The following is an 18,928-nucleotide window of genomic DNA, read 5'->3' on the forward strand; positions in this document are numbered from 1 at the left end:
ATGGTTACACGCGAGAAGATATGAGCCACCGATAAAAACCACTGACGGTTGATGCAGTACGGTCAGTGGTTGATTGTTTTTCAGAGGGGCACCGGATATTGCATGGCGCCCTCTCTTATGGTGACTGCATCAATTACATAGTAACGAACTCTTCCGAGCCGGTCGGGTGAATGGCCACAACTGCATCGAAGTCAGCTTTGGTCGCGCCCATCTTCATCGCCACAGCGAAGCCTTGAATCATTTCATCGACTGTAAAGCCAATCCCGTGCAGGCCGACCACTTTTTCATCCGGACCGACGCAGACCAGTTTCATCCGGCATGGCTGACGGTGTTGGGTGACAGCGGTATACATCGCAGTAAAACTCGATTGATAGACTTTGACGTTGTCTTCGCCAAACTTAGCAATTGCTTCGGGCTCAGTCAGGCCGATGATGCCGATTGGCGGGTGACTGAAGACCACGGTCGGAACCAGATTGTAGTCCATTTTTGCATCGGGCTTGTGGTTGAACAGCCGCTCAGACAATTGACGTCCGGCCTTCACTGCAACAGGCGTGAGCTCGATGCCGCCTGCCATGATATCACCGACACAATAGATACCCTCAACATTGGTTTGCTGGTACTCATCGACTTTGATGTAGCCTTTCTCATCTGTTGCGACGCCGGTGGCCGCCAAATTGATCGCATCGGTTGCCGGGTGACGACCAATCGCCCAGATGACTTGGTCAACATTTTGCTGTTTCCCGTTTTCCAGATGTAGCGTCAGGCTGCCGTCTGCTTCTTTGACAATGGATTGCGGCACGGAGTGCGTATGCAGTGTCGGACCTTCTGCGGCCATCACTTCCATCAGGGTTTCAATCACCATCGGGTCAAAGCTGCGCAGCGGTGATTCCTTACGGCAGAACAGATGAGTCTCTGTGCCTAAGGCATTCAGTACACCGGCAATCTCAACTGCAATGTAACCGGCTCCGATGACGGCCACACGCTTTGGCTGTGCCTGTAAATCAAAAAATCCATCAGAATCGATACCGTATTCTGCTCCCGGAATGGCAGGGATCGACGGACGACCACCGACGGCAATCAGGATATGATCTGCGGTGTAATGCTCACCATTGACTTCGACGGTCTTCGCATCGACAAATTTGGCGAACCCGCGAATGACTTCGACTTTGTTGTTGCCCAGAACACGGTCATAAGACTGGTGGATCCGACCGATATAAGCCTGACGGCTTTCCACCAGTTTTGACCAGTCAAAACCGTTGAGTTGAGCATCGAAACCGTAATCTTTAGCGTACAGATGAATGGCTTCCGCTATCTGAGCGCCATGCCACATGACTTTTTTCGGCACGCAGCCGACGTTGACACAAGTGCCGCCTAAATCTTTGGCTTCAATCAGCGCGACTTTCGCGCCATATCTTGCTGCACGGTTAGCTGATGCGATACCGCCACTGCCGCCGCCGATACAGATATAATCAAAATGTGTTGCCATTACTTTCTCCGTTATTCTAAGTCTGTCTATGTCTGGGGTCGTCACGAACTTATTCAGGGACAACCCACTGGAGTGTTGTGTGTCCGGTTTCCGGTGCGATAACCGATTGCAGATACGGTAAAATCTCTTGCATCTGAGTTTCCAGTGTCCAAGGGGGATTAATCACAATCATGCCGGATGCGGTCATGCCCCTTTCGTTGTTGTCTGGTGCAACCCCCAGCTCGATTTGTAGTATTTTACGAATTCCCAACGATTCTAATCCTGCCAGCATATCATCTATATTGGCTCGGTAAACCACCGGATACCAAATCGCATAGATGCCGGTGGCCCAACGTTTATAGCTCTGGGCAATGGCTTTGACGACATCCTGATATTCGTGCGCCAGTTCGTAGGGCGGATCAATCAGCACCAGTCCGCGACGTTCTTTGGGCGGCAGGCTGGCCTTGAGACAACGGAAACCATCATCTTTATAAATACTGACCTGTGAGTCACGCGCGAACTCTTGTTGGAGCAGCGGATAATCACTGGGATGAAGTTCGGTAAGCACCATGCGATCCTGTGCTCTTAAATGCGCCTTGGCGACCCGGGGTGATCCGGGATAGTAGCGTAGTGTCTCTGACGCGTTGAGCGTTTGAATCGCTGCCAGATAGTTTTCCAGAGCCTGAGGCAGGTGTGACTGCTGCCAGATTCGGCCAATACCTTGTTTGTATTCACCGGTTTTTTCTGACCATTCGTGCGTTAAATCATACCGCCCGGCGCCCGAATGGGTGTCGTGGTAGACGAAAGGTTTCTCTTTCTTTTGCAGCGCAGTCAGAATCAGACTCTGTACCGTATGTTTAAGGACATCGGCATGATTGCCTGCATGAAAACTGTGGCGGTAACTTAACAAAGTGTGCTCCCCGAACCGAATATGGATGAATACAGAATTACCGGGATTATACGTGAAGATAAGATCGTTGTGATGATCTGTTGCTATTGAAAATCGTAGAATCTACCTATATTTACTATTTGTAATGTCTATTGGCTTTCAGATGCCGTTTCAGCGAGAATCATTGGTATATGTATCTGATGCTTTCAAAATAAAAGGAATCGTTTATGTCGAACCCACTGCTCACCTTTACGGACTTGCCGCCGTTTTCTCAGATTCAGCCTGAACATATCAAACCGGCGATCGAACAGGCGATTGCCAACTGTCGGACTAAAATCGAGGCGGTGCTTGAAGGCAATACTCAGCCGAGCTGGGAAAACCTGATTGCCCCGATTGAAGAGGTTGATGATCACTTAAGCCGGATCTGGTCACCGATCAGCCATATGAATTCGGTGGTGAACAGTGAAGCATTGCGGGAAGCGTACGAAAGTTGTCTGCCACTATTGTCTGAATACGGCACATGGGTCGGACAGCATAAGGGGCTGTTTGAGGCGTATCAGAAAATTCGTGCCAGCGAAGCGTATCAGTCTTTATCTCAGGCTCAGCAAAAAACGATTCGTGATGCATTAAGAGATTTTGAACTGTCTGGTATCGGTCTGCCGCTGGCTGAGCAAAAACGCTATGGCGAAATCAGCAAACGGATGTCTGAATTAGGCTCCAAGTTCTCCAACAATGTGCTTGATGCCACTATGGGCTGGACCAAACATATCACCGATGAAAGCGAATTGTCCGGTCTGCCTGAGAGTGCTTTGGCAGCGGCAAAAGCGGCTGCTGAAGAAAAAGGGAAAGACGGATATCTGCTGACGCTGGAAATGCCATCTTACCTGCCGGTGATGACCTATTGTGACAATCAGGCTCTGCGTCAGGAAATGTATGAAGCCTACGTCACCCGCGCCTCGGATCGCGGCCCGAATGCTGGCAAGTGGGATAACAGCGATATCATTGCCGAGCAGCTTAAACTTCGCCATGAAATTGCCAAAATGCTTGGATTTAATTCTTTCAGTGAAAAGTCACTGGCAACCAAAATGGCTGAGTCTCCGGAACAGGTACTAACATTCTTGAATGATTTGGCCAAACGAGCTAAGCCGCAGGGTGAAAAAGAAGTACAGGAACTGCGTGACTTCGCGAAAGAAAACTTCGGTGTCGAGCAACTCGAACTGTGGGATATTGCTTATTTCAGCGAAAAGCAGAAACAGCATTTGTTCCAGATTTCGGATGAAGAGCTGCGCCCTTATTTTCCTGAGTCCAAAGTTGTCAGCGGATTGTTTGAAGTGCTCAACCGCGTGTTTGGTATGACTGTACAGGAGCGTGAAGGGGTCGATACATGGCATGAATCGGTTCGTTTCTTTGACATCTTCGATCAGAATCAGCAGTTGCGCGGCAGTTTCTATCTTGATCTGTATGCCCGTGAACACAAACGGGGTGGCGCATGGATGGATGATTGCCGTGGGCGTCGGGTAACATCATCCGGTGAGTTACAGTCTCCGGTGGCCTACCTGACTTGTAACTTCAACAGGCCGGTCGGTGACAAACCAGCGCTGTTTACCCATGACGAAGTGGTGACGCTGTTCCACGAATTTGGTCACGGTATCCATCATATGCTGACACAGGTTGATGTCGGTGCCGTTTCCGGGATCAACGGTGTGCCATGGGATGCGGTCGAACTGCCGAGCCAGTTTCTGGAAAACTGGTGCTGGGAAGAAGAAGCCCTTGCGTTCATTTCCGGTCATTATCAAACCGGTGAACCACTGCCGAAAGCAATGCTGGAGAAAATGCTGGCAGCGAAGAACTTCCAGTCAGCGATGTTTATCCTGCGTCAGCTTGAGTTCGGGCTGTTTGATTTCACCCTACATACCAACTACGACCCGGAAGTCGGGCCGCGCGTCTTGGAGACGTTAGCTGAAGTGAAAGCCAAAGTCGCGGTGTTGCCAAGCCTGGAGTGGAACCGTTTCTCGCACAGCTTCGGTCATATTTTTGCCGGGGGATACAGCGCCGGTTATTACAGCTATCTCTGGGCGGAATTGCTCTCGTCCGATGCGTTCTCCCGTTTTGAAGAAGAAGGGATTTTCAATCAGGAAACCGGGCAACGCTTCTTGAAGAACATTCTGGAAATGGGCGGTAGTGAAGAGCCGATGGAACTGTTCAAACGCTTCCGCGGCCGTGAACCACAGATTGATGCATTGCTGCGTCATTGTGGGATTGCCGCTTAAATTTTAATGTTTATACCTTGATGTAAAAAAGCCCTGTGATTTTCACAGGGCTTTTATGATCCGCGCTAAACCCATATGGGGGTTTGTCTCAACCAACAAGTGGTGACTCTCTCACTGCTTGTCGCAATTAAGCGCGTGGTGAAACGGTAACTGTTGCACCGGTGCTTGAATAATTAATGCTCACATCATAAGCCTTCCCATTATTATCAGTCGCGGTCACCGTTTCAAAGGTACCTTCCAGATGATTGGATGACAGGATGGTATAGGTTGTGGCTGTTGTGAGTGTCGGAATATCCAAGACCAGCTGGTTCGACGTTCCGGTCAGGTAAATACCATTGGATGCATTCAAGCGCGCGTTATTGTTCAAATTAAGCTCTAGCTTGCCGGTGGTTTGAACGAAGTCAGAGACAGTCAGCACTCCTTGAGTCTGATCTGAAGCCCCCGCTTTGATTGAAACTCCGACGGTACCGCCCTGTTGGTATAAGGTATTCGAACCAAATGCCGTGGCAGATGTACCGACCAGAAAACCAGCATTAACAATGGTGCCGCCGCGATAGGTATTGTTACCTTGCAGATAGAGAGAACCCGTTCCTGATTTAGTCAGCCGGCCTGCACCTGAAATATCGTTCCACCAGTGATCTTCAGCGTTAAATCCGCCTTTTGCCGCATCCATAAAAATGGTCGTATTGACATCGAAAGCGCCATAACCGTCAGCCGCATCAACCAGATTCAGACGTCCCCACCCACGTGATTTATTAATCACCGGATAGTTTGAATCGATTTCAGTGGTTGCCAGCACAGCACGGCGTTGATTGTCATCCAGATAAGGGAAGCGAGTTGCCAGTAATGCTTCTGCACCTTTTGGCACTTCAGGGTCGATTTTCGGCTCGTTGAGAGGGCTGAAACCGTAGGTCATATAAGCTTTGTAGCGCGCTTTCATTGCGGTGTGATCGGCATACCGATCCGTTTTACTACATGGATTTTCTGCGTCAGTTGTACAGTGGGCGTAGTCATAAATATTATCATAACCCGCTGCTGTTGCTTTGGCCGTAAAATAGCTATTGGCCTGATTGTAAGCGTTGCTGGCTACCGTGGCATTATTCGGGTCAGTCAGTGTCGCCGCTGTAATTGCCGTGGCCATAATGCGTCCACCGATCACATCTAACGGGGAATGCATTCCGGCAACAATCCGGTTTTGTCCAAGATCACCGGCACGGGCTACCATTTCAGCAAAACGCTCCGGAATGGCGTAAGCGTAGCCTAAGCCACGGTCAAAGGCTTCAGCCGTATGACCACTCGGGAAAGCCCCGTCTTTTGCCCGGCTGGAAAATGTCTCGCTTGCCAGCGGAGAAGCATTGAAATCATAACCTTCGCTGTAGCCGCCGCCACTTTTGGCACGGTAGGTGGTCCGGGCCGCACAAATCAGGCCGCTCATCGGCGTCACAATTGGATTGGCCGGACGTTCGTAGTATTTATCTGTATCCGTTGTTCCGTCAGGATTGAGGCAGGTAACGCGATCTAATTTAGTTAAATCATTAATTTGACTGTAAATCGATGCAGACGGATCGTTAAATGACGCCACATCATAGTCATCTTTGCTGATGCGCCACGGACGAGGAGAGGCAAAATGATATTTTGGCGCTTGGCTGGATGCTCCGTGGGAAGCGATTGCATTGAGTAAGTCCACCACATTACTGAGTTCTGTCGCATTACCGCCGTCAGTGGTGGTGCCGTATCCGGTTTGTATATGACTGGCAATTTTTTCATTCAGGCTTTTGTTATAAGTGGCTGAAGTCACATCGACAGTGGTCACATTGTTGCTGTTATCGGTGAGGGTTACATCGTTGTTGCTGTCTGTGCCATAAGAGGAGTGAGAATTCGCACCGGAGCGATAATCTTCCGTCAGTGGGCCTAAACCATCGTTGAGGCTGAAACCTTTGTCCCGCTGGTCATCCAGATAGGCGAAGACCATCGCCGCTTTGTTATTGCGGTCAACGTCTGGTTTTGACTGGCCGGGACGCGTCAGAGTGGTGACATAATCAAAGTTTTCTTTCCAGATGTTCATATCGCGGATGACATCATTTGAGAAATTGAATGGAATCGCCAGTGTCGTACTGGTTGAACCCCCTCCCGACACACCACTGTTGCCGTTGACGGCGTTCAGCGTATCAGAACCGTTACTGGCCCAGGTATCATCACCGGCATACCAGATATCATTAAATCCATTCAGGATTTGAATGATCGGGTTTGAATTCGGGTCAAGAGCGACCGTATTTTTTGTGTCGTTGGTGGTGGGGATATCACCATCAACCACCGCAATATTCGTTCCGGTCAATACCGGTTCTTTGATGAGCAGAGTGCCCGGTTTTCCGGTGGGGATGCCCGGATTGGTAAACGCTGTATTATCGTCGTGATTACAGGCGGCTAAAGCCATGGTGATGACGGATAAGGCCAGACATCGGGTATGTACTTTATGACTCGTCATAGGAAGTTTCCTTACTTTCAATTGAACAATTTATTCAGGCAGCACGAACCCCCACAACCGTAAAATATTGTGTCAGCAAAAAGGGGGGCCGCTTTTTCTCCAAATCAATAACACAGTAAATGTTTTCATTTTGGATTCAGCAAATTAGCACCGGTATATGAATCAATTGTGACGGTTATATGATGTATTGATTTAAGTATCAGTAATATGAAAAACCAGCGTGATCGTACAAAGATCACAAAGACAGGCGAGCATTTGATAGCCATTTATGGTTATAATCGTCACCCATGTATAAATAGCCAGTGATGTCACCATGATGGATCCCTCTCTCTTAATCGACGGTTTAAACGATAAACAGCGGGAAGCTGTTGCAGCCCCTTTGCAAAATCTGTTAGTGCTGGCCGGTGCCGGGAGTGGTAAAACCCGGGTCTTGGTCCATCGAATTGCCTGGCTGATGACCGTTGAAGAAGCTTCACCGTTTTCGATTATGTCGGTGACATTTACTAATAAGGCGGCTGCGGAGATGCGTGGCCGGATTGAAGCGCTGATGATGGGCAGTGCTTCGGGGATGTGGAACGGGACTTTCCACGGCATCTGCCACCGTATCTTGCGCGCTCATTACCTTGACGCCAAATTGCCGGAAGATTTTCAGATTATCGATTCTGAAGATCAGCTGCGTTTAATGCGCCGGCTAATCAAAGCGCAGAATCTGGATGAAAAACAGTGGCCGGCTCGTCAGGTTTGCTGGTGGATTAACGGCAAGAAAGATGAGGGGATTCGGCCGCAACATATCGATACCTATCATGATCCGGTGACCACGACGTATCTGCGGTTATATCAGGCCTATCAGGAAGCCTGTGACCGTGCCGGTCTGGTCGACTTTGCCGAAATTCTGCTCAGAACGCAGGAGTTACTGCGAGAGAATCAGTTCATCCGTGAACATTATCAGGCTCGGTTTAAACATATTCTGGTGGATGAGTTTCAGGATACCAACAATATTCAGTACGCCTGGCTACGGCTGATGGCTGGGCCCGATTGTCATGTGATGATTGTCGGTGACGATGATCAGTCTATTTATGGCTGGCGGGGTGCCAAGGTTGAAAATATTGAGAAGTTTGCGCAGGAGTTTCCTGCGGTAAACACGATCCGGCTCGAGCAGAACTACCGTTCCACCCAGACCATTCTGGAAGCGGCGAATACGCTGATCGCCAATAACACCGAACGAATGGGGAAAAACCTGTGGACGGAAGGACAGAAGGGCGAATCCATTTCGGTGTACTCTGCTTATAACGAGCTGGATGAAGCGCGTTTTGTGGTGAATAAAATTAAGATTTGGCAGGACGAAGGCGGTGCATTGCAGGATACGGCTTTGCTCTACCGGAACAATGCTCAGTCACGGGTGCTGGAAGAGGCCTTGATTCAGGCCGGTCTGCCCTATCGAATTTATGGCGGGATGCGATTCTTCGAACGACAAGAAATTAAAGATGCGTTGTGCTATTTACGGCTGATTTCAAACCGCAATGATGACGCTGCATTTGAGCGGGTGGTGAATACTCCGACGCGCGGACTGGGCGATAAAACACTGGAAACAGTGCGTTTCGCTGCCCGTGAACGCGGTTGTACCATGTGGCAGGCATGTGTTCAGCTACTGGAAGAAAAAGTGTTAGTGGGGCGTGCCGGTGGGGCTATGAGCCGCTTTGTCGAACTCATCAATGCGCTGGAAGACGACACATTTGAAATGCCATTGCATCGTCAGACTGACCATGTGATTAAAGCCTCTGGTTTGTATGCAATGTATGAGCAAGAGAAAGGGGAAAAATCAAAAGCCCGCCTGGAAAACTTGGAAGAGTTGGTGACTGCGACGCGTCAGTTTGAAAAGCCGGAAGAAGCCGAAGAAATGACTATGCTGACGGCATTTTTGACCCATGCGGCACTGGAATCCGGAGAAGGTCAGGCTGATGAATTTGATGACGCCGTGCAGTTGATGACGTTGCACAGTGCCAAAGGTCTGGAGTTTCCGCTGGTGTTTATGGTCGGTGTTGAAGAGGGGATGTTCCCGAGTCTGATGTCGGCAGAAGAAGCCGGCAGGCTCGAAGAAGAGCGTCGTCTGTGCTACGTCGGGATGACCCGGGCGATGAAAAAACTCTACATTACCTATGCGGAAATGCGGCGTCTGTACGGGCAGGATAAATATCACAAACCGTCTCGTTTCATTCGCGAGTTGCCGGAAGGATGCCTTGATGAAGTGCGAATGAAAGCGCAAGTCAGCCGTCCGACCAGTACCGGACGGTTCAGCCAGAAAGTGGTCAAAGAAAGCTTCAACGAAACTGGCTTTAGTTTGGGCAGTCGGGTCAAACACCCGAAATTCGGCGAAGGCACCATTATTAATTTTGAAGGTGCGGGGCCGCAGGGGCGTGTTCAGGTGGCGTTTAATGGTGAAGGGATCAAATGGCTGGTGACGGCCTACGCGAAGCTGGAAGCTTTATAGCTTTTTGCATGAGGGATAACAGTGATGCAACGTCTGCGTGATCTGCCAGGTTTAGGGCCTAAATCCGAACAGATGCTAATGGATGCAGGGATTGAATCCGTCGCTCGTTTGCGCGAGTTGGGAGCGGTCATCGCATATATTCACATTCGTCGGCATGGGCAGGTCAAACCAAGTCTTAATCTGCTTTATGCGTTGGTCGGTGCGCTGGAAGGCGAACACTGGCTGACGATTGCGAAACAACAAAAGGCAGATTTGATCATGCAGTTGGAAGGTTTTGACCAGCTGGAAAAATTATTTGCCGCTGAAGGTGAGCCGCTTAATTTATAAGGCGTTATTTATAAGACGTTATTTATAAGACATTGCCTTCTGAAATTTGCATGAGATGACGGCTTAGTATTTTTTAATAATGATTGTATATGAATCCAATTCCAACCCAAATAACGTTTTTTGAGTTTCTGACCCCTTTTGTGGCAGAAGGGCTGAAAACGATCACCATTAGAGATCGAGCCGAAAGTCATTATGTGGTCGGCTCCCAAGTCGAGGTGTTCACTCTGGAGACTCATCAAAAGGTGTGTGATATTGAAATTATTGCTGTTGAGCCGCTTCGGTTTGATGAGATCAACCAATTCCACGCCCGGCAGGAACATCTGCCATTACCGCAACTGAAAACCTTGATTCGAGACGTCTACCCCGAGACAGATGAACTGTTTGTGATTACATTTAAGCGGTTGTAATTTTAGGGAATATTTAATTTTATTCTCGGTATTTGCCGCACAGCGTGCCTAAGTCGATTATTTTTTACCCTTATTCTCTCTTGGAAGTGATTTGTTTTGACCCCATATTTACAAACGGAGGGTGTCGAAGCGGTTTGCCACGCCCGGAGAACCGATACCGGCGCAAAGCAGAAATAAGCTTTGATACCAGAAAATGATTCAGTGCTCTTCGTGAGCTTATTGTTGGTCATCGTGAGGTAAATGCTATGCATCGTTGCTCATCAATCAAGTTTTCAATCGCTGAGTCCGGATATCTACAAGGAATGCACACGACGCATCACTGGCCGGCAGCAATGACTTTCCCTCATTTCCCGGGAGGAAAAGTATTCTCTATTGACAATCAGTTACCCAAGCCACCACCGCGGGTAATATTCACTATCGATCTGTCGCAACTTTTGAGAGAGCGGGTTTTACATTAGCGTGATTAGATTGACTGTCAGAGACGCATAAGAAAAACCCCGGGAGCAATTGCCCACCGGGGTTCTGTTCTTTACTTGCAGCCATCCTGCTACGATCAGTGCTTCCTGCATCTAATCCTTGATCAGTCTGCTGAATCCTTCAGCCGATCCTTCCATCGCCTTCCTAGCGGTGTCCTCGACGTCCTCGTCTGCTAACCATCCTGTTAGCACGGTCATCCTTGAACGGTTCCCACATCATCCTGATGTATCTTACTCTTCCTGAGTGTGTCCATCGTTCCCTGTTCGTGACCATCCTGTCAACGAATCAATTCCTTTCGATGTTCCCTTCGTCAACTCCCTGCTGACAAGTTATATATTACGTTTCTGTCCGTATTCGGCAATCTTATGGGGTCACAGAATTCGAATGAGCAGTTGATTGATAACTGTACATTTTATTATTATTCAATGAATTATAATTGTTTATGTGAAAATGTCGTCAGTCTGAATCTCTATTGGCTCACTCATTTGTAAGAGATCTCTTACAATCGAGCGAGCCAATTAGCTATGCTACTGGTTACATTTTATTCTCCGATCGCGATGCCTTCTCGCCGTGGATCGGCAGCGCCTTCCAGACCGTCTTTCGTGAGGCGAATTGCATGAAGTCCGGAGTTCAGATCGCGAACATTCACATCATAGCCCATCTTTTCCAGTGCTGGTTTGAGTTGTTCTGCTCGGGTGCCCTGTTCAAGATCGACGGGGCCGAAACGATCAACAATATGGGGCATATTTAAAGCTTGCTGGATATCCTGTCCCCAAGTCAGATGTGCGATCAGTGCCTGAGCGACGTAGCCGATAATGCGGCTACCACCGGGAGAACCAATCGCCAGATAAGGCTGACCATCTTTTAGCACAATCGTTGGTGCCATTGATGAACGAGGGCGCTTACCCGGTTCGACGCGGTTCGCGACGGGGGCATCCCCGTCATGGGATTTGAACGAGAAATCGGTGAGCTCATTGTTGAGCAGAAATCCCCGCACCATCAGGCGAGAGCCGAACCCATTTTCAATGGTGGTTGTTATCGATACAACATTCCCTTCCCGGTCAACGATATTGAAATGGCTGGTACAAGGGAGTTCGATGGCCTGATCCGTACCGAGTCGCATGGCGTGTTGCCACGGTGGGCTGCCGGCTGAAACATCATTCAGTGGTTTACCGGGCTGAATGAGTTTTGCTCGCCGGGCAAGATAGTCCTGATCGACTAATCCCTGAGTCGGTATTGGCACAAAGTCTTCATCTGCCATGAACTTTCCTCGATCAGCAAAGGCTAAGCGTGAAGCATCAGCAAGCACCTGCCATGATTTTTCGCTATCGGGGCCCCACTTTTTCAGATCAAAATGTTGCGTCATGGAAAGAATTTGCCCGACAGTTAGAGCCCCTGAACTGGGTGGCCCCATGCCGCAGATATCATACCCCTGATAGTCGGCACAAACGGGTTGGCGCTCTTTAATGGTATAATTATTAAAGTCTGTTTGTGACAAAACGCCGGGATTACCGGGTGCATGGCGAACGGTTTTCACGATATCTGTGGCGATGTCTCCGCGATAGAACGCATCAGCACCGCCGTTGGCGATCAGCGTTAATGTTTGGGCGTATTGCGGATTTTTGAGCAGCGTACCGGCGGGTTTTGGATTGCCTTGAGGGTCAAAAAAGTAATCGCGCGTTCCTGAATACCGGCTCAGACGCTGAGTATCATCGGCAATTTGTTTGGCGAGACGCGGACTAATACGAAACCCCTGTTTCGCCTGTTCAATGGCTGGGGCAAAGAGTTGTTTCCAAGGCAGTTTGCCATATTTCTGATGGGTCTCCCAGAGCAGCTTGACCGTGCCGGGGGTGCCGACAGAACGGCCACCGACAACGGCATCATAAAATTGGAGTGGCTGGCCTTGCTCATCCAGAAAAAGTTCAGGAGTTGCCTGAACGGGGGCAGTTTCTCTGGCATCAAACGTGGTCAGATGCTGCTTTTTCTGATCCCAGTACACCATGAATGCGCCCCCGCCGAGACCTGACGATTGAGGTTCGACTAAACCGAGCATCAGTTGTACCGCGACCATCGCATCAATCGCATTACCGCCCTGACGCAAAATATCTGCACCTGCTTTGGCTGCGAGTGGATTCGCTGCCGTGACCATCCACTGTTTCGCATGGGTCAGTGTCTTGTCATCATGACCCGTGTTGATTTCTGGTGCGACAGAATCAGCAACCTGCGCTGCGTGAATGTTTAGGGTGGTGAACAACCCTGAGAGTATGAGTAATGTTTTTATTTTCACCGGTAAACCTCCATGTTGCATTAACATTTATGCAACACTTAGAATGACATCTCATACCTTATAAATCCAGAAGTTGAATGTGATTTGTATCAGGTGACTCGCTTTTGAATCACCCGACTCAAAATATCATGACAGGGGCGTCAGAGATGAGAGGGCGTGATAGCCGATTATCAGGCCGAGGACGGAGAAAATAACACCGCATAATCCATCAATATAGACAGCGACAGACTGTAATTTATTTTGTAACCGTTGACTGGACAGCAGCCACGCGAGGATCGCGAACCAGAAAAAAGATAGCCCCCACAGGATCATTAGAGCGATTAGCTTTCCTGAAGCGGAAAAACCGGCCGGGATCAGACTCGACATCAGGCTGATAAAAAAGACCAGCGCTTTCGGATTGAGAAGGTTGGTCAGAAAGCCTTTGGAGAAAGCTTGCTTACGATTGGCCAGAAACAAAGATGCGGATGATAGCGTCTGCGGCTGATGACGATGTTTCCAGCGTTGATAGAGACTTTTGAGTGTGGATAAACCCAGCCAAGCCAGATAGCTGCCGCCTGCGACTTGAATGATGGCAAACCACACTGGATGGGTATGGACGATCAGACTGATCCCCGTCAGACTGAGAATCGAATGCGTCAGAATACCGAACGACAGGCCGAGGGCAATATAAATACCGGTTGTTCTGCCATAACGGGTGGCGTTTTGAATCACCAGAGCGAAGTCAGGCCCCGGGCTCATTAAGGCAATCCAGTGAATAGTCGCAAGCGTCAGGAGAATTTGGTATTCATTGATCATGTTGGGTGACGTTCCTCTCTATTGCTGAATAACCGGAATTACTGAATAACAAGATTACAATCAGCTCCGAATCATTATTTTTCTATTACAACCACGGGGCGTTTACGGTGATTACGAATCCCATCATAGCTGAAGAGGATTAAGGCTCCCCAAATGAATAAAAATGTTGTCGCTTTATCGGGACTAAACGGTTCACCATAAAAGACTGTTGCCAGAATAAACATCATGCTTGGGCCGATATACTGAAAGAAACCCAGAGTCGAAAGTTTCATTCGGGTTGCGGCACCGGCAAAACAGAGCAGTGGTAGTGTTGTGACGACGCCTGCCATTGCGAGCAACACATTGAGATAGAGTGAGTTATCAGCCAGATTACTGGTCGCAGAGTCGGCAAAACCAAACAAATATATCAGGGCGACCGGAACTAAAATCAATGTTTCAATGAACAAACCATTTAACGCACTGACCATCACTTTTTTGCGTAGTAGCCCGTAAATGCCGAAGGTACCGGCAAGCGCAATAGCAATGACAGGGATCGAACCGAATAGCATGAGCTGAATCACCACACCAATCGTTGCCAGCGTAACCGCTACCCATTGTAGAGCGCGCAGGCGTTCACTGAGAAACACCATGCCCAAAATCACATTGAGTAATGGATTGATGTAATAGCCGAGACTGGCATCGAGCAGGTGATGATTATTAATCGCCCAGATAAAAATCAGCCAGTTACCGCCAATCAACACGGATGTGGCAATCAGATAATAAATTTTACGCCGGTCTGACAGCAGAGTGCGGATCATTGGCCATTGCTTGCCAACATGCAGTAAAACCGCCAACAGCAAAAAAGACCAGAGGATCCGGTGACAGATAATTTCTACCGGATTGATATTGCCGAGCATTTTGAAATAGACAGGCGCAATGCCCCACATCAGGTAAGCGGCAAGGGCAAAGAACACCCCTTGTCGTGCTTGTTGTTCTTCGTTCATGGCTATTCCGTTGAAACGACATCATGCCTCACAAAGCATGATAAAATGGTGATAGGAAAGTCAGTATACACCAACCGAATGTATATCATGAATTGATTTGTTCCGCTCATTTTCGCGAGAAGGGTCGTATAATTTATGGTTTTATTCCACATCTAACCCCACTACAATAGCCGCTGTGTATGACCATTCATCTCTAACCCCATCATATTGAGTATTTCATGACCGCTGCATTGATTGCCGAACAAGACGACCACGCTTCAACCAGCCCCGAATCGGTGCTGCATACCGTTTTCGGTTACCAGACGTTTCGTGTGGGTCAAAAGGATGTAATTGATGCGGTGCTTGCCGGTCAGGATAGTTTGGTGATTATGCCCACCGGTGGGGGGAAGTCATTGTGTTATCAAATTCCGGCAATTATGCAAGATGGCGTGACGCTGGTGATTTCCCCGTTGATCTCGCTGATGAAGGATCAGGTTGACCAGCTGGTTGCCAACGGGGTCGCTGCGGCTTGTATTAATTCAAGTATGAGTAGAGAGGCGCTGACCGAAACTTATCAGCGGATGAATGCCGGAACTCTGAAATTAGTATATGTCTCACCGGAACGGGTACTGATGGCCGACTTTATTGAGCGGTTGCATCAGATGCAGATTGCGATGATTGCCGTGGATGAAGCGCACTGTATCTCTCAATGGGGGCACGATTTTCGTCCGGAATATGCCGCATTGGGGCAATTGAAACAGGCTTTTGCACATGTGCCGGTTATTGCTTTGACCGCAACTGCGGATGAATCGACGCGGCAGGATATTCAAAACCGCCTGCATTTAAATGAGCCTCATATCTATCTCGGTAGTTTTGACCGGCCGAATATACGCTACGCGCTGCTGGAAAAACATAAGCCGGTCTCTCAGGTCATTCGCTTTTTAGGCACCCAGCAAGGGCAATGCGGTATTATTTATTGTGGCAGCCGGAAAAAGGTTGAAATGCTGACTGAAAAGTTATGCCAGAATCATTTTCGCGCCGCAGGATATCATGCCGGCATGGATGTCGATGAACGAAATTATGTTCAGGAAGCGTTTCAGCGTGATGATGTCCAGATCGTTGTCGCAACGGTGGCGTTCGGTATGGGGATTAATAAATCAAATGTCCGTTTTGTGATGCATTTTGATATCCCGCGCAATATTGAATCCTATTATCAGGAAACGGGGCGAGCAGGTCGGGATGGCTTACCGGCAGAAGCGGTCATGCTCTATGATCCGGCCGATATGGGCTGGTTGCGCCGTATTCTGGATGAAAAAGTCGATGGCCCGCAAAAACAAGTTGAAAGTCATAAACTCAATGCGATGAGTGCGTTTGCTGAAGCGCAAACTTGTCGCCGTCAGGTTTTGCTCAATTATTTTGGTGAATATCGTCAGCAGCCTTGTGGCAACTGTGATATATGTTTGGACCCACCCCAAATGTTCGATGCGACTAAAGAAGCGCAAAAGGCTTTGTCTTGCGTATACCGGGTCAATCAAAACTTCGGGATCGGCTATGTGGTTGAAGTGCTGCGTGGTATGCAGAATATCCGGATTCGTGAAAATGGTCATGATCAGCTCACTACCTACGGTATCGGCCGGGAACACAGTCATGACTATTGGGTCAGTATTTTCCGTCAGTTGATTCATAAGGGGTTGCTACAACAGAATATTACCCGGAATTCGACATTGCAGCTGACTGAAGAGGCGCGGCCATTACTGCGGGGAGAGATCTCGCTGGAATTGGCGGTTCCGCGTTTGGATACCGCCGTAAAAGCATCTAAAGCGGAGAAGCTGACCAGTAAGACCTATGATCGGCAGTTGTTCGCTAAACTGCGCAAACTCAGAAAATCCATCGCTGATGAAGAAGAGATCCCACCTTATGTTGTGTTCAGTGATGCCACATTAATCGATATGGCTGATATTTTGCCAACCTCGTATGGTGAGATGCTGGCGGTCAGTGGGGTCGGACAAAGAAAACTGGAAAAATATGCCGATCCGTTTTTGGATTTGATTCAGGAGCATTTGACCTATCATGGCTGAGTTTTTACTGCGTGAGTATTTGGCGGATTCCGGTGTGATGATACTGGAGACGCAAGATTTTGATTTTGACTCATTTCCGCGTTTAGGTGCGCGGCTGGTTGAATTGCTTCCGGCTGCGGTTATCGAGAAACAGTGCGACGCAGATATTCACACTTGGCTGATTGATTTTGAAGGGACACGACTCTTTCTTAAAGCAGAACACTATGCCAGTGTTTTATGGCTCGAAGCACTGAATCCGGCAGAGGATCGGGAAACCACTGATTTTCTTGCCCGGATACTGACCCAAGGGCTGTGAGCGTTATCAACCCCGCGATCCTCTATCCATTCATATTCGGATTCTGGTTATTTTGATTGAAGCGATTTCATTTCTGTTTCAATCATTCCCTTTATTCACAGCGCCCCATCGGTTTCGTAAATGTTATCCTGAGGATCTTTGGTATCACCGCCAAAAACTTGTTGCAAATGATCGGTGGTCGCCATCCAGCGTCTGACTTGAGCGTTGCTCGCTGAGGCGGAAAGACCTGGTAGATGGTTATCTATCACGATAGGTATCGGATAAATAATCGACCAGAGATACAGCCAGATAGCAGCATTATGCTTTTCAGACTGTTGGGTTTGACTGAAGAACTGAGTCTGCTGTTCGACAAAAGCAACCGCGTTATGTAGCGCGCGATTCTCATCACCGATAAATGGTGTCGATGCTACCACTGAAGTCCGATAGGAGTCGATCGCGATCCCCTTGGATTTCAGACGACTGACCACATCACGAGCCGCTTCACCGACCCAGCGCCCATTCAAATAATCTTTACTGTGATTGGAGTAGAACGCATCCAGCAGTGAGACGCGTTGCGGCACCAGATTGTTGGCGATTTGACCCCGGTCAGCCAGTGTTGCCAGTTGGTCAGCAAGCCGGAGCGCAACCTGATTGCCTAAACTGTGTCCGGCAAGGCGAATATCATTGCCCCGATATCCCTGCATAGCATTAAGATATTGTTGTAGCAATAATTCGGTGACATTCTGTGCCGGGCCCATATGGTAGTCGCCGCGATGATCACGCCAGCGCATTTTTTTCGGTCCGTTCGCTGACCAGATTTTCGCTTCAGCATCTTTTAACTCAGACTCATCCGCAAATTGATCCCAATACAACATGGCGACATTGTAGCCTTCAGCACGCCAGAGGTTGGCAAAATCGATATCAGGCGTCCCCCCACTATTTTCCCAGTAGACAGTCCTGTTTTGTTCGATGGTGTGATTTGATTGCCAACCGTGAATCAGAATCAGGGTCGGTTTTGATGGGTCATAATAGGTGCCGCCATCTTGTGTATTCTGACCGCCTTGGTGATATTGATCGTTGGCGCCAAACCAGTACAACCCATAACTCAGTTGTTCAAAATCCTGTTGCGGAAAAACGCCTGTTTTTGCGATCACATTGAAAGATAGACATACCGTAGCCAAACAGATGAAGTATTTTTTAAGCATAATTTATCCATAGTTTTTAAAAGTAATCGATTTGAGTCGTGCTCAAAATGGATAAAAGCGTTAATTCTGTTTAGATGTCCATACCGATCTGTTCAGTTTATATATCAGCACACAGTTATCATCATTTATATATATATTTATAACGATAGTCGTCCCCGCTTGCCGGCTTGATATAGCTGTTGATCCTCCTGATCCCACGATGTCATTCTTTCCTCATCCGTTTCTCGGCGAAAAAAGTGATATCCATAACAATATTGGAAACCGGTTTCCAATATTTCCCTTGAATCTGAAAAATCGTGCTGAGCACCACAATCTATTGTTGTTTATGGAATTAGACTGGCTTTGAACAATAACTGAGCTCTCGAAAAAATGCTGTGATTCTCTACATAAGGCCGTTGATGATGGTTGTTTCCGGATTTTGAAACGTTGCCGAATTCATTGCCGGTTGTGAGTTCTGAGCGTGATGAACCTTTGGTTTCAAGGGGACGTTATTTTAATTTCGGGAGGATGGTCTGAAAC

13 protein-coding genes are annotated in these 18,928 nt (G+C 48.4%); 6 read left to right on the top strand and 7 right to left on the bottom strand.

What is annotated here, in order from left to right; all coding sequences use genetic code 11:
- Nucleotides 1–133 precede the first annotated feature (133 nt).
- Both gorA and VR7878_RS10990 read right to left on the bottom strand, forming a co-directional pair.
- Nucleotides 134–1,486 carry a glutathione-disulfide reductase gene (gene gorA, locus VR7878_RS10985; RefSeq protein WP_077336135.1) on the bottom strand — a complete coding sequence of 451 codons (1,353 nt, stop codon included), beginning with the start codon at nt 1,484–1,486 and terminating at the stop codon, nt 134–136.
- A 49-nt stretch (nt 1,487–1,535) separates the two neighbouring features.
- Nucleotides 1,536–2,375: a 23S rRNA (adenine(2030)-N(6))-methyltransferase RlmJ gene (locus tag VR7878_RS10990; protein ID WP_077336137.1), complete on the bottom strand. Its 840-nt coding sequence runs from the start codon at nt 2,373–2,375 to the stop codon at nt 1,536–1,538.
- Between the two features lie 206 nt (nt 2,376–2,581).
- On the opposite strand from VR7878_RS10990, the gene prlC reads away from it, so the two are divergent.
- A complete protein-coding gene (gene prlC / locus VR7878_RS10995; RefSeq protein ID WP_077336139.1) occupies nt 2,582–4,624 on the top strand; it encodes an oligopeptidase A in 2,043 nt (680 codons plus the stop codon).
- A gap of 127 nt (nt 4,625–4,751) precedes the next feature.
- Here prlC and VR7878_RS21085 read toward each other — a convergent pair whose 3' ends face one another.
- Nucleotides 4,752–7,109: a phosphatase PAP2 family protein gene (locus tag VR7878_RS21085; protein WP_077336141.1), complete on the bottom strand. Its 2,358-nt coding sequence runs from the start codon at nt 7,107–7,109 to the stop codon at nt 4,752–4,754.
- 313 nt (nt 7,110–7,422) lie between these two features.
- Between VR7878_RS21085 and uvrD the strand changes: the two genes are divergently transcribed.
- From uvrD to yqfB, 3 genes are all read left to right on the top strand, one after another.
- Nucleotides 7,423–9,597 (top strand): DNA helicase II, encoded by a 2,175-nt coding sequence (uvrD, locus tag VR7878_RS11005; RefSeq protein WP_077336143.1) that lies wholly within the window; start codon nt 7,423–7,425, stop codon nt 9,595–9,597.
- Nucleotides 9,598–9,621: 24 nt separating this feature from the next.
- On the top strand, nt 9,622–9,924 hold the full coding sequence (locus VR7878_RS11010) for a TfoX/Sxy family protein (RefSeq protein WP_077336145.1): 303 nt from the start codon (nt 9,622–9,624) through the stop codon (nt 9,922–9,924).
- A gap of 89 nt (nt 9,925–10,013) precedes the next feature.
- The gene (gene yqfB, locus VR7878_RS11015) at nt 10,014–10,331 is read left to right on the top strand and encodes a N(4)-acetylcytidine aminohydrolase (protein WP_077336147.1); all 318 of its coding nucleotides are present in this window, start codon (nt 10,014–10,016) and stop codon (nt 10,329–10,331) included.
- 1,018 nt (nt 10,332–11,349) lie between these two features.
- Here yqfB and ggt read toward each other — a convergent pair.
- From ggt to rarD, 3 genes are all read right to left on the bottom strand, one after another.
- On the bottom strand, nt 11,350–13,116 hold the full coding sequence (ggt, locus tag VR7878_RS11030; protein ID WP_077336409.1) for a gamma-glutamyltransferase: 1,767 nt from the start codon (nt 13,114–13,116) through the stop codon (nt 11,350–11,352).
- Between the two features lie 105 nt (nt 13,117–13,221).
- Nucleotides 13,222–13,887 carry a LysE family translocator gene (locus VR7878_RS11035; RefSeq protein ID WP_077336410.1) on the bottom strand — a complete coding sequence of 222 codons (666 nt, stop codon included), beginning with the start codon at nt 13,885–13,887 and terminating at the stop codon, nt 13,222–13,224.
- Nucleotides 13,888–13,964: 77 nt separating this feature from the next.
- Nucleotides 13,965–14,873 carry an EamA family transporter RarD gene (gene rarD, locus VR7878_RS11040; protein ID WP_077336153.1) on the bottom strand — a complete coding sequence of 303 codons (909 nt, stop codon included), beginning with the start codon at nt 14,871–14,873 and terminating at the stop codon, nt 13,965–13,967.
- Nucleotides 14,874–15,091: 218 nt separating this feature from the next.
- On the opposite strand from rarD, the gene recQ reads away from it, so the two are divergent.
- A complete protein-coding gene (gene recQ, locus VR7878_RS11045; RefSeq protein WP_077336155.1) occupies nt 15,092–16,930 on the top strand; it encodes an ATP-dependent DNA helicase RecQ in 1,839 nt (612 codons plus the stop codon).
- Nucleotides 16,920–17,225 (top strand): DUF3630 family protein, encoded by a 306-nt coding sequence (locus VR7878_RS11050; protein WP_162494644.1) that lies wholly within the window; start codon nt 16,920–16,922, stop codon nt 17,223–17,225. Before recQ ends, VR7878_RS11050 begins: the two co-directional genes overlap by 11 nt.
- A 95-nt stretch (nt 17,226–17,320) precedes the next feature.
- Here VR7878_RS11050 and VR7878_RS11055 read toward each other — a convergent pair whose 3' ends face one another.
- Entirely contained in the window at nt 17,321–18,409 is a 1,089-nt protein-coding gene (locus tag VR7878_RS11055; protein WP_077336157.1) for an alpha/beta hydrolase family protein, read from the bottom strand.
- Nucleotides 18,410–18,928 lie beyond the last annotated feature (519 nt).

Source organism: Vibrio ruber DSM 16370 (assembly GCF_900163965.1).
GTDB classification, from domain to species: domain Bacteria; phylum Pseudomonadota; class Gammaproteobacteria; order Enterobacterales; family Vibrionaceae; genus Vibrio; species Vibrio ruber.

Bases quoted from the DNA above. Each gene is read 5' to 3' on its own strand.
- gorA (WP_077336135.1), bottom strand. From the start codon at position 1,486: ATGGCAACACATTTTGATTATATCTGTATCGGCGGCGGCAGTGGCGGT.
- prlC (WP_077336139.1), top strand. From the start codon at position 2,582: ATGTCGAACCCACTGCTCACCTTTACGGACTTGCCGCCGTTTTCTCAG.
- VR7878_RS21085 (WP_077336141.1), bottom strand. From the start codon at position 7,109: ATGACGAGTCATAAAGTACATACCCGATGTCTGGCCTTATCCGTCATC.
- uvrD (WP_077336143.1), top strand. From the start codon at position 7,423: ATGATGGATCCCTCTCTCTTAATCGACGGTTTAAACGATAAACAGCGG.
- VR7878_RS11010 (WP_077336145.1), top strand. From the start codon at position 9,622: ATGCAACGTCTGCGTGATCTGCCAGGTTTAGGGCCTAAATCCGAACAG.
- yqfB (WP_077336147.1), top strand. From the start codon at position 10,014: ATGAATCCAATTCCAACCCAAATAACGTTTTTTGAGTTTCTGACCCCT.
- ggt (WP_077336409.1), bottom strand. From the start codon at position 13,116: ATGCAACATGGAGGTTTACCGGTGAAAATAAAAACATTACTCATACTC.
- rarD (WP_077336153.1), bottom strand. From the start codon at position 14,873: ATGAACGAAGAACAACAAGCACGACAAGGGGTGTTCTTTGCCCTTGCC.
- recQ (WP_077336155.1), top strand. From the start codon at position 15,092: ATGACCGCTGCATTGATTGCCGAACAAGACGACCACGCTTCAACCAGC.
- VR7878_RS11055 (WP_077336157.1), bottom strand. From the start codon at position 18,409: ATGCTTAAAAAATACTTCATCTGTTTGGCTACGGTATGTCTATCTTTC.